At 60.6% G+C, this 11,740-nt stretch carries 9 protein-coding genes; 3 read left to right on the plus strand and 6 right to left on the minus strand.

Features of this window, described 5'->3' with window-relative positions; translation table 11 throughout:
• The 4 genes from HNQ83_RS10130 to HNQ83_RS10145 are packed head-to-tail and all read right to left on the minus strand — an operon-like array spanning position 1 to position 7,955.
• The gene (locus tag HNQ83_RS10130) at positions 1-519 is read right to left on the minus strand and encodes a penicillin-binding protein activator LpoB (RefSeq protein ID WP_175388804.1); all 519 of its coding nucleotides are present in this window, start codon (positions 517-519) and stop codon (positions 1-3) included.
• A 28-nt stretch (positions 520-547) separates the two neighbouring features.
• Entirely contained in the window at positions 548-4,171 is a 3,624-nt protein-coding gene (locus HNQ83_RS10135) for a tetratricopeptide repeat protein (RefSeq protein WP_175388805.1), read from the minus strand.
• Positions 4,149-6,962 (minus strand): bifunctional glycoside hydrolase 114/ polysaccharide deacetylase family protein, encoded by a 2,814-nt coding sequence (locus tag HNQ83_RS10140; protein ID WP_175388806.1) that lies wholly within the window; start codon positions 6,960-6,962, stop codon positions 4,149-4,151. Before HNQ83_RS10140 ends, HNQ83_RS10135 begins: the two co-directional genes overlap by 23 nt.
• Positions 6,963-7,022: 60 nt before the next feature.
• Positions 7,023-7,955 (minus strand): NAD-dependent epimerase/dehydratase family protein, encoded by a 933-nt coding sequence (locus tag HNQ83_RS10145; RefSeq protein ID WP_175388807.1) that lies wholly within the window; start codon positions 7,953-7,955, stop codon positions 7,023-7,025.
• Between the two features lie 270 nt (positions 7,956-8,225).
• Between HNQ83_RS10145 and HNQ83_RS10150 the strand changes: the two genes are divergently transcribed.
• The 3 genes from HNQ83_RS10150 to rimJ all read left to right on the plus strand — a co-directional run bounded on the left by HNQ83_RS10150 (position 8,226) and on the right by rimJ (position 10,023).
• A complete protein-coding gene (locus tag HNQ83_RS10150) occupies positions 8,226-8,696 on the plus strand; it encodes an isochorismatase family protein (RefSeq protein WP_175388808.1) in 471 nt (156 codons plus the stop codon).
• Positions 8,697-8,779: 83 nt separating this feature from the next.
• A complete protein-coding gene (locus HNQ83_RS10155; protein WP_175388809.1) occupies positions 8,780-8,947 on the plus strand; it encodes a hypothetical protein in 168 nt (55 codons plus the stop codon).
• Positions 8,948-9,435: 488 nt separating this feature from the next.
• Entirely contained in the window at positions 9,436-10,023 is a 588-nt protein-coding gene (gene rimJ, locus HNQ83_RS10160) for a ribosomal protein S5-alanine N-acetyltransferase (protein ID WP_175388810.1), read from the plus strand.
• 166 nt (positions 10,024-10,189) lie between these two features.
• Here rimJ and HNQ83_RS10165 read toward each other — a convergent pair whose 3' ends face one another.
• The gene (locus HNQ83_RS10165; RefSeq protein ID WP_175388811.1) at positions 10,190-11,023 is read right to left on the minus strand and encodes a phosphatase PAP2 family protein; all 834 of its coding nucleotides are present in this window, start codon (positions 11,021-11,023) and stop codon (positions 10,190-10,192) included.
• Positions 11,024-11,049: 26 nt separating this feature from the next.
• On the minus strand, positions 11,050-11,721 hold the full coding sequence (locus tag HNQ83_RS10170) for a histidine phosphatase family protein (RefSeq protein ID WP_175388812.1): 672 nt from the start codon (positions 11,719-11,721) through the stop codon (positions 11,050-11,052).
• Positions 11,722-11,740: the final 19 nt, after the last annotated feature.

Consider the following 11,740-nt stretch of genomic DNA (forward strand, 5'->3'; position numbering starts at 1 on the left):
TCACTCGAACCGAAGGGCGCCAACAAGTGTGTCGAGCACTTTTTGTGCAGTGCCCGCCAGGCTTTCACGGGACCAGCCGGCGCGTGCGCCGCTTTTGCTCCACAGCACACGACCGCTGTCGGCTTCAAGGACGCGCAGGCTGATGCCTACCGCTGGCTCGCCGTCCAGGCCGTTCTTGTACTGCCACTCTTCGACGCTGCCGGCGACCACGTAATCGAGTTTCTGCTCGCGCGCCCAATCAAGGGCACCAGCCAGACGCTCGTTGTCGTCCATCAACGCTTGTTCGCCCCGGGTGCTGGCCGGGTAGACCCGTGGTTGCAAGCCGTGGCTGCTGAGCACGCTGAGCAGGATCTGCTCGCTGCGCTCACCGGCCTGCGGCGTCTGCGAATAGTTGACCATCGGCACGATGCCCCATTGCGCGCTGCGCGGCAGGCTCGGGCTGGCGTCGTCGGTGAAGCTGGCGCAACCGGCGACGAACAGGACCGCCAGCGCCAGGCTCAGATTACGAATTGCTTGCATACGTTTTTCTCCCGTAGAAATTCCATGATCAGCGTCCGAAACGCACGCCGTAGCTCACGCCCAGTGTTCCGCCGGCCTTGCCGTCGCCGCCTTGTGGCGCGGATTGGTAGCCGAAGGTGAAGGCCAGTTCGTCATCGCCCAGCACTTCAACACCGATCCCGGTATTGATGCCGTAGTTAAAGGTTGAATCCGTCCATTGCCAGCCCGCCGTCAGGTCCACCAGCCAGGTGTATTGCGGGCGGGTACGCACCAGCGCACCCGGCAGGCCACGGCGCCAGGAACTGCCGACGTACAGTTGGCCGTAGCGGCTTTGCAGCAGGTCGCTGGCCGTGACGGTCTCGATATCCTGTGGATTGATCGGATCGGGCAAACCGGTATCAGGATCGAATGTCTGCTCAGGCGCCGCCCTGATGACCGGACCGCCAAAGTTGCTGGACAGATAATCCAGCGTCTTGTCCTTGACCCGGTTCTTCTGGTAATCCACACCGCTGCGTACAGTCCAGTTAGGCCCGGCAAATTCCAGGGTGTGGTTGTACTCCATTTTCAGCGCATGGCCATCGCCCAAGTCGTCGTCAGCCCGGGTGGAAAACGACCGCTGAGCGACTTCCCAACTGAACTGATCGCGGGCGGTCAGACTATGGCGCCCCCCCAGATACACGCGATCCTGCTGACCGAACGCACGCATCAAGCCACTGTCTTCGTTCTTGCGATGCCAGTCGACGCCGGTTTCAAGTTCATCACTGACGCCCAACTGCCAGGTCCGGGACAGGCCCAGGCCATTGCGGTCGTCGTCACTGCGCTGGCTGGTATCGGCGAACAGCTTGTAGCTGCCGTTCTCGACACCGCGTATCAGGGTCAGGGCGGCGTTGCGCTCCTCGCCAATTTTCGAGGACTCGATGTCATCGCCGCTGTAGTCGCCCTGCTCCAGTTCCAGGTCGGCATACCACTGATCGCCCAGGTTATGCGCAATCTCCAGGCGCGGTGCGTTGAACTCGATCCCGCCGAAGTCCTGCTCGTGCCATGACAGTTGCGCGCCTTGCGGCGTGCGCTCGTGGATCTCCACCGCCTGACGGCGCAATTGCTCGCGCACCGCTTCCGGCTGATCGTCGCCGAGCGCGGTCAGACTGGTGTCGAGGGCTTCGTTCAGGCGACCCAGCCGAGTCAGGGCCTGGGCGCGCTGCGCCGGGTTGAGGTCACTGCTGGCCAGCAACGTTTCGACCTGAGCCTTGTTGCGGCTGCGCAGGGCTTGCTGGATCTGCTCATAACGCTCGACTTTCAGGCCCTGACCGCGTGCCCAATCCAGCCACTGGTCTTTTTGCGACTCCTGGTTGGTCGCGTCGAGACGTGCCAACAGGCGTTCGAACCACAGCTGCAGCATCGCCGGCGAGCCGTCCTTCCACTTCAAGACTTCCTGTTGCGCTTTCTTCGGCGAGTAGCTGCTCGCCATCAGGCGCAGCCAGATGCCGTAGCGCTGGGACGACGGTTGCACGCTTTCGCCTTCAGGGCTGCGCAGCAACTTCAGGCGCAGGCGCTGGGCCGCATCCTGATAACCGGCGCTGTCCAGCGCATCGGCGTAGGCCGCCTGCACCAGCCAGTCATTCGGACTGGTCTTGAGGTACATGCGGTACCAGGCCAGCGCTTCGCTGTCGCGCCCGAGCATCTGGCTGGCGCTGGCGAACGGCAGCCACAGGATCCGGTCTTCACGGGCCTGAGCCTTCCATTTCGTCAGCAACGGCTTGAGTTCGGCGGTGTTTCCCTGGTCGACGTAAAGCCACATCAGGCGCTCGCGGAACAGGTTGTCGTCAGGGAACCGCGTCAGGCCTTCCTGGTACAGGCGCTGCGCTTCGTCCGTCTGGCCGTTCTGCACCGCCAGGGCACCGCGCACCGCCAGCACCTGTGCTTGCCCGTAGGCGTCCGGGTACTGCTCGGCGTCCTTGAGCAACGCCTGCACCTGCGACCAGTCCTGCAACTCCTGGGCTTGCTGCAACGCTTCGACCAACCGTTGCTGATCATGGCTGCGCTGCCAGCTACCGATCATCAATTGCAGGGCGCGCTCGGGTTGGCTGGTGCGGTACAGGGTGATCAACTGGCTTTCGTCGCCGCTGTTGAGCGAGCCTTTGAGTGCGAGCATTTTCTCCAGCGACACCTGCAGCTCGTCATCCAGCTCCAGGTCCCAGGCCAACGCGGCCCGGGAGCGCCAGTAGTTCGGATCGACGATCTTGCGGTTATCGACCTGCAACACCTGCCACGCCGATTGGTTATCGAACAGCTTGAGGTAGGTGTCGACCCAATCGACCCGCTCGGTGGTGGTCAGGGCAAAACGCTTCGAATAGTCCTTGTAGACCTTGGTCTTGGCCGCATACTGCCCGGTGTTTTCCAGGTTTTGCAGGAGGCGCGTCCAGGCCAGCCGATGCTGCGGATACTTGCGCAAATAGGTGTGCAACCAGGCTTCGGCCTGTTGCGGCGTACCCCGGGATTCGTGGCCGTAGATCAACGCATCGAGTTCAACGTCGGTCAGCGCGCGCTGCTCCATGATCTCGGCGAGCAACGGAATCGAGCGGTCGAAGTCGAACTGCTGGCTGGCCAGACGCCAGGCGTGCTCGCGGGTTTCCGCGGTTTCGCGAAGCTTCAACAGTCGAATCCAGTAGCCGAGCGCCGCTTCCATTTCGCCACGCCACTCGCCCAGTTGAGCCATCTGCTCCAGCAGGTGCAGATCGTCCGGATTGTCCTCCAGCAATTGCTGACCGCTGTCCCAGGCACCCGGCAAGTCGCCCAGGGCCAGGCGCATACTGAAATCCTTGCGCAGGATTTGCGGATCATCCGGCTGCAAGACGCGCCACTGTTGCAGGAAGCGTTGCGCCAGATCAAAGCGCTTGCTCGCGATCGCCACATCGATACCCTGTTGCACCCAGGCCGTGTCGGTTTGCGGATTGATCAGCACATCGATTTCATCGGCGAGCACTTGCGCCGCCTTGTCGCCCTGCCCGGAGGCCAATAGGCTGTTGTACGCCAGCTGCGCGAACTCGCGTCGTTCGGCGGCCTGATCGGTGTCCTGTCTCAGCGCCAGATAGATCTCTGCAGCGCGTCCCGGCTGCTCGCCGGCCAGGTACCATTTGGCGGCAGACTTGAGCGCTTCGGTGCGTTGCTTCGGATCGCGGGCGGCAATCTCTTCATAGACGCTGGCGGCAAAGGCCGGCGCCTGCAAGGTCAGGGCGAGCTTTGCCAGGTTCTGCAATTGCGGCAGCGGCAACATACGATGATCGAAGCTTTTCAGACGCTCGACCAAGGCCTGCTGCGTAATCAGATCGCTGCCCTTGGCGGCTTCCAGCGCATCCAGCTCCAGCCGGTAATACGCCTGTAGTTGCAGGTTCGGCTCGGGCCAGTTTTCCAGGTGCTGGCGCGCCTTGGTGTAGTCCCCCAGGCGGATCAACAGATCGATGAGTTGCAGGCGCAGGTGATCGTCTTCCGGGTGGGCGGTCAGCAGCAGTTCGGCGTAGTTGGCCGAGACCGCGTCCGGCTCGCGGCCATCGGGCTGGAACACTTCTTCACGCTGGAAGGTCGCCCACAGCAGACCTCCCACGGCAACCGCGACCACCGCCAGTGCCCACGGATTGAGCAGGCGTGTGCTTTTAGTTGCAGAGGAGCTGACCATGACTCACCTGCTTCATTGGTAATTGAAAAGTCCACAGACCGCCGGATGCCTTGCCAGCAAAACGCTGCCCATCCACTTCCACCCGGCAAGCGCTCGCCGAGCGCACGGAGAAGCTCAGGTCGACCTGACCGGCAAAGGAAAAGCTCACGCGTTTGTCATCCAGATAGCGCCACTCCTGCAGCGGTAAATTGGCTTCCTCCAGCGCCGGACGCGGGTCACGATCGGCGCGCAAGACCAGCAACGCCTGGTCGCTGCTCAAGTGCACATAGCGCCCCTGGGGCAAATCACGCACGCCGGCGATACCTTGGGAGCGCAGCAGATCCGGCCAACCCATTTGCGGGTCCAGGCGCACGGTGCGCAGCGCATCCATGCCGCGAATCTGCCAGCTACCGTCGGCTGTCTTCGCCAGGCTGGCCTGATACAGGCCGTGCAGGCGATCGAGGTAATCGCTCATCCACAACGACATCGGCTGCTGCTCACGCATGTAGCCGTAGATCTCGTTCATTGCCTTGATCGAGGCCTGCTTGGTGCTCGAATAGAAGTGGTAATAGAGGTGCAGGCCACGCAAGCGGCGCGGGCTGTCGGTCAGTTCAAAGGTGTCGATCACATCGCGAAAACCGTAGTACGGACCTTTCCACAGGTTGGTGTAGAGGTTCTCGTTGATGATCGGTGCGTAGTACTGCAAACCGCCGGCGGTAGGCCGCAGCAACGGGTTCAGGCCGGTCAGCGACGGGTTGGCCTTGGTCAGCATGGTTTCGGCGCCGTTGACGTTTTTCAGGCCCGCGTCATAGGCCAGCTTGATCGTGGCCGCCGACGGCAAGGCATCGCCCGGCCAGAAAATCAGCTTCACCGGTTTTTCCGGGGTGGTCAGTTGCTGGTTGATGTAGTCGCGCGAGCCAAACACCTCGCGACGGAAATCCAGTTTGTCGTAGTTAGGAATGGCCATTTTCAAACCGTATTCCGGGTTGAAACCTTCACGCTTTTGCGCCACTTCCGGCTGCATGAAAAACGGATGACTGAAGGTGTGCGTGGCCACTTCGACTTTCGGGTTGGCAAACAATTCGCGAGCGATGGGTTCCAGTTCGCGGGCCAGAAACGGAAACATCCCGCGTGGGGAAATCTCGCCTTCGACAATCGATACCGAGGTCAGGAACGGGTTGGGCCGAATGAAATCGTCGAGCACCTGCTTGCCCGCATAGGGCGTGCCGCGAACTTCGGCGCGGGATGGAAAACCATCACCATCGATGTGCACGGTGGCAATGCGCCGACCGTTTTCGGTGGTGGTGTCCGGACGCGGTTGCACCGGCAGGCGCAGGCTGGCCTGGAGAAACGCGAACGGATCGAGTATCCAGCGACTGCGCTCGTTGTTGGTTTCCAGGATGTAAGGCGCCAGGGCCAAACCGCCCCAACTGGCCACCGCGACAGGAGCAAACGTTTGGCCGCCGTCGCCAGTCAACAGCAACGCCGGTTTAGGGCCGTCGGCCATAACGGAGACAGCGGTCAGGTCACGGGATCGGGGCTGCACCGGTGCTTCGAACGCCCCCAGCAGCGCCTTGTCCTGATAGGTAATGGTCAACGCTTGAGTGGCCGGAGGCGCACCGCGATTGAGGCCCAGGCGTTTGAGCAGCACCTTGTCCTCGACCGGCAGACCGGCGAAGAACACCAGCGGCACCTGCTCATCCAGGCGCTTGCCCAGCCAGCGGTTGAACGCCGGTGCGTCCTGCGGCGGGCCACTGGTCATCCAGGTGACGATGCCGGCGTACAAACCGCTGAAGCGGTGCTCCGGCAAGGTATCGTCAGCGGCCAGGTAATCGACCCGGTAGCCCAGGTACTCGAGCAGACCGCCGAGCAGCGTGTGCCCGGCGTTGCGGATCACGTCGCCTTCACGCGGGTCGTAGATCAGCGCGATGCGACGCGGCTGGACTTCGATGCTGCTGATGCCCAGCGAATCCAGGTCAGGCGTGCCGATGTAAGGGATGAAACCTTCTTCGCGCAGTCGCTTGGCCAGTTTGCGCGCTTCATCGCGACGTTCGGGCGGCAAGTAGTCGATCGCCACCAGCGGGATGCCTTTGGCGCGCAGGGGTTGCAGCTGGGTTTCCAGCCACTGGCGATCGGCTTCCGGTACCGGGCGGTAACGCTTGGCGGACGCATCCCAACCGGCATGGATGGATTCCACGGCAACCGCCGCGGCCACGCCATCGAGCTCTGGCAGCACTTCGAATCCACGGTTGAAAAACAGCTTCAGGTCCGGCTGGCTCTTGTGCAGTTCGCGCAGGAAACTGGCCAGGGCCAGACGCTGCTTTTCCCGCTCGCCTTGCGGCATCAACTGGAAGCTGTCGAGGGTGTCGAGGAACAGCCCGGCGTAACCTTCAGCCTGGAACGCCTTGGCGCGGGCCAGCAAATGCTCACGCCAGGCCGGCGAGGCGAGGTCCATGACCTGACTGTCCCAGGCGCCGTTACGCACCGGGCTGACCGCTTTGCTCAAGCCGGCCTTGTCGATGGCCGCCTTGTTGCCGCTGAACTCACCAATCGACAGATAAGCGAACGGCTGGCTGCCCAGCTTGCGCAGGGTTTTGACATCGCCCGCCGTCAAATGCCCCGGTTCGACCACTGACCAGTCAAACTGGGCCAGCTCGGAAATGGGCGGTTCGTCGGCATACCAGAAAGTCACGCTGGAGGGTGGTACCAATGTGGCCGCCTGCACGGCAGGGCCGCTCACACACAGTGCCAGAGCGGCTAACAGTCGCTTGGCGACCGAGCGGACACGCGTCCTGCGAAAAACGATTTCCATAACTCACTCTTGAATTGACTGAACCAGTACCACTGAACCTGGGACGATAAACCGACCGGGTTACAGACTGCGGATGAGTTGCGCTAGACCCTTGCCGATGGACGTCGGTTCCGGGAGATTGAAGCGCTCGAGCAGGCGGGCATTGTTGGCGCGCGAATGGCGAATGTCGCCTTGGCGTGGCGCCTGATAGTTCACCGTCAAGGGATGGCCGGTGGCACTTCCCAGTTCAGCGATCAGATCATTGAGGCTGGTGGAGCGGCTGAGGCCGATGTTCACCGCACCGGGACGCGGCTCGTTCGCCTCCACGGCCTGAAGCAGAATGCTCACCAGGTCCTGGACATAGACGAAGTCGCGGGTTTGCTCGCCGTCGCCGAAAATCGACACCGGCTGCTTGTTCAACGCCCGTTCGGTAAAGATGCTGATCACACCGGAGTACGGCGAAGACGGATCCTGGCGTGGACCAAAAATGTTGAAGAAGCGCAGGATCACCGGCTCAAGACCGTGTTCCCGGCGATAGAAGTCCAGGTAATGCTCACTGGCCAGTTTGTCGCTGGCGTACGGCGTGAGGGGTGACTTGGGCGTCTCTTCGTCAATGGCCGAACCTTCGCCATTGTTGCCGTAGATGGCAGCGCTGGAGGCGAACACAATGCGCTTGATCCCGGCCTTCAACATGTTTTCACAGACGTTGAGAGTGCCGACGAAATTGCTTTGATGGGTACCCACCGGATCGTCCACCGACGCTTGTACCGAAGCGACGGCCGCCAAATGTACGACGGCGCTGCAATCGCGCATCGCCTGGGCGACGGCGGCACTGTCGGCGACATCACCGATGACCAGGTTCAGGTTGGCATTATCCATCGGCAGATTACTGACTTTGCCGGTGGACAAATTGTCCAGTACACGAACCTTGTAACCCTTGGCCAGCAACGTTTCTACAAGATGCGACCCGATAAAACCTGCCCCGCCGGTAACCAGTACTCGCTCAACAAACATGAAATTTCTTCCTGAAGATTCAAGCGGATACTAGTGTTTGAAGTCCGCTAACGGTGTGGGCTCGTTTAACCCCATACGAATGCAAAGCATGTAAAACCAGACGGTCACAACCGGCAGTTTTATGGCGCTAGGCCATCAAAAGCGGGCCGATAATGGGAGATCCCACGTGGACTGTCAATAGGTTGTCTATTTTGTCATTGGCTGACCAATGCGATCAAAAACAAGTCATTTTTTTGACGACGAAAATCGGATCCAACTGGACGTCCACTCATGTATCAAGCCTTACTCATCATTGATGTGCAACCCTGCTTCGCCCCGCCGCAGTGGCTCATCGACGGCATCCTCCCGCTCATCGGCACGATGCCCAGCGTTGCCACCGTGGAGCGTCACGACGAAGCCAAAACGCCTTTCAGGAAACAACTTGGCTGGCACCCCGCCCCGGATGACGACAGCCTGATCGAGGCGGACCGGGTGTTCATCAAGCATGGCTACGCGCCAACGCCTGAAACCATCGAGTACCTCAAGAGCCTCAACGTGGACCGGGTCCTGGTCTGCGGCCTGCAAACCGAAACCTGCTGCCTCGCGGCGGGGTTTGCGCTGTTCGATGCGGGGTTGCAGCCGACGTTGATCACGGATCTGACGGTGGGGTCGTCACTGGATCGGTCGGGGGGATTGGGGGTAAGGCTGTGGGTGCATCATTTTGGGCAGGTGGTGAGGTTAGTCGAACTGCATCATGCTTAGAGTCGGATGCGCGGTGCGAACACCGGACGGCACTCGAGAAAGTGCATTTGTAGATCCCGCGATTGGAGGCCAGGAAGAACTCAATGACATCGATCAAATCAGATTATTGCAAAGGAACCAAAAGCTCCTTCGCCGATTTCATTCGCAATGCCAAGTCGAAGCAGAAAAAGCGTGTCTACCGTGAAGTGCTGACTGAAGCGATCAAGCGGCAGAACCTTGTGCTGATGGAAGCTGAAGCTAAAAGTATCTAACTGCACATACTGATAAATGACCGACTTAAGCGCAGCCCCCACCCTTTTTGTGGCGAAGGGATTTATCGGAATGCCACACCATCCCATTCGGCTGCTTAGCTGTCGTAAATCCGAACAACTCAATCTGTTTGAATGGACGCAGGGCCGCTTCGCGGCCCAACGGGGATAAATCCCCTCGCCACAGGTTTCCTGCACGCCGGAAAATTGCCTTGCGTGAACAGCATAACGACTCAATGCCGGGGCTTTAATGCTAACGGGATGTTTCGTATACGTGACATACGCTGCTCAATGTCACGTATACGAAACATCAGCAGCGCTCATCAGCCAATTCATGAACTTTTCTTCACGCTGCCTTAATGCCGCACCCTGTACATTTCCCATGCTCATTCAAGAAACTACGGTTTGCCCGCCCTCCCGCGGGCTTTTTTTTGCCTGTAGATTGCTCGTCATTCTCTCCACCGATGGGGCAATGCGCCCCGGAGCGCCAGATGACGATCCTCACCCTGCCCTGCAAGCGCCTGACGCTGGCGATCCTGAGCCCCAGTCAAGCCGTGCTGGAAAGCGACTTCTATCGACGCAACCACGCGCACCTCGCGCCGTGGTCGCCGGTGCGAGCGGATGACTACTACAGCCAGCAAAGAATCCGTTCTCGCCTGGCGCAGCAGGAAATGGCTTTCGATGAAGGGTACGCCGTGCATTTCGCGGTGCTGGATCGCGACGGCGAGCAAATGATCGGCGCGTGCAATTTCAGCGGCATCGTTCGCGGTGCCTTTCAGGCGTGTTATCTCGGTTACCACATTTGCGAGTCCCGACAGGGCCAGGGCCTGATGCGCGAAGCGCTGGAGGCGGGCATTGGCTACATGTTCGAAACCATGAACCTGCACCGGATCATGGCCAACTACATCCCCGGCAACGAACGCAGTGCGCGGTTGCTGGAACGCCTGGGGTTTGAGCGCGAAGGGTATGCCAAGGACTATCTGAACATTGCCGGACGCTGGCAGGACCATGTGCTGACGGCGTTGGTCAGCAGGGTTTGGGAGGACCCGGATCGGCAATGGTCGCGGCGTCTGGGTTGATAATGCCTGCGGCGATTTGCAGGCGTCAGTCTGAACCACCGCGCTATCGTTCTTCGCGAGCAGGCTCGCTCCCACCGGGGCATCGTCGCCCACCATTTTTGTGAACGACATCCATCCATTGTGGGAGCGAGCCTGCTCGCGAAAGCGGTTTCCCAGGCAACAAGACTCAAAACCCGGGCTGGGTCTCAGCCACCAACACCCGCTTTTCATCTTTCTGCAACACCGGCACATCCAGCCGCGCCCGTCCATAAAACACCAGCGCCGTCAGCAGACACGCCAGCCACACGACAATCCCGGCCCAGAACGTGTGGGACATGTAGTGCCAGCCCTGTAGCACCCGTGTCGTGCCGTACACGAAACCCAGCGCCAGCGAGCCGTACATGACCGCTTTGGAGTACCGCCAGCGATATCGCCGCGCAACGAAGTACAGCGCCAGCATCGTGAAGCCGCCCGACGCATGCCCACCCGGCCAGCAGCGGCCATCACCGGCGACCTTCAGCAAATCGAAATTCTCGTACCACTCCTTGTGCTCGATCTTGCCGCCGTACTGCGTCGTTTCAATCGGGCAATACACGCTGGTGTGGCCCTTGAGGTAGTGGATCAGGCCGGTGCTGATGGCAAACGCGAACACCACGTAGAGAAAATCCCGGCGGTGCTTGCTGGTAAAACGCAGCACCGGCGCGACCTTGATTTTCTCCAGAAAGGCGCTGAGCTTCGGACGCTTTTCGGCCTTCAAGAGTGGCCAGAGGAAGGACAACAAGGCGCCGACAATCGCGATTTCGCCCGTCCAGTTCGGGATGATCCGCGCCCATTTATGGGTGATCTTCTCGAACAGATGCACATGGTCCAGTGGAAAGGTCTGCGTCACCGGGTCAAAGAAAAGATTGTTGAAGGCGATATCGATAGTGGTCAGGTCGAACAGCAGGAACACTACGGCGGCGCAGGCCAGCGGAATACCGAAGTTCATCCAGTAAAAACGGGAGCGGGAGGCGGTCAGCATGGTGTGTCCTGATCCAGGGAGTGAATTCATTGGGCGCTCACTGAACGCCAGTCCGAGGCTTCAATGAACCCCAGCATGCGCGGCGCCTTGAGGGTTTCAGCGGTGATGAACAGTGAAGCGCCGTAACCCAGGGTCGAGGCAGGCAACTTGAGGTCTTTCTCCAGTTGCGACATGCATTCGCTGTGGGTCACCAGAATCAGGTTTCGCCCGGCCACCTTGTGCGCCAGTGCGTCACGCAGCATGGTGCCCTTGCAGTTGATCAACCACTCGTCACCCGTATCGACCTTGTTGAACATGTAGCCGGCGGTTTGCGCCGTGCGCATCATCGGGCTGTTGTAAACGTCGGCCTTGTCCAGCCCCAACTGCTCGAATTGCGCACCGACGGCCACCGCGACGCTGCGAGAGCGGTCGGTAATCCCGTCGTTGCCGCTCAGGCAAGGGGCATTGGAGTGATCGCAGCGTTCAACATGGCGCACCAACACGATCATGTCCCCCTTGGCCCACCCCTGCTGCAGCGACCGTGCACCGGCAACGTTGCCATGGGCCAGGTCCGGCACGGCGGCGGGCCGCAGTAAAAACACGGTCAACGGGAGCACCAGCAACGCCGAGGCCAGCACCACGGCTGCATTGCGATAGCGGGCCAGACCGCTCAGGTCGATCGAGCGGCTCACACCGAACAGACTCAGTCTCAATTCCACATCAAGCCGCCTCGCCGGC

The sequence above is a fragment of the Pseudomonas sp. C2B4 genome (assembly GCF_013359695.1).
GTDB lineage: Bacteria > Pseudomonadota > Gammaproteobacteria > Pseudomonadales > Pseudomonadaceae > Aquipseudomonas.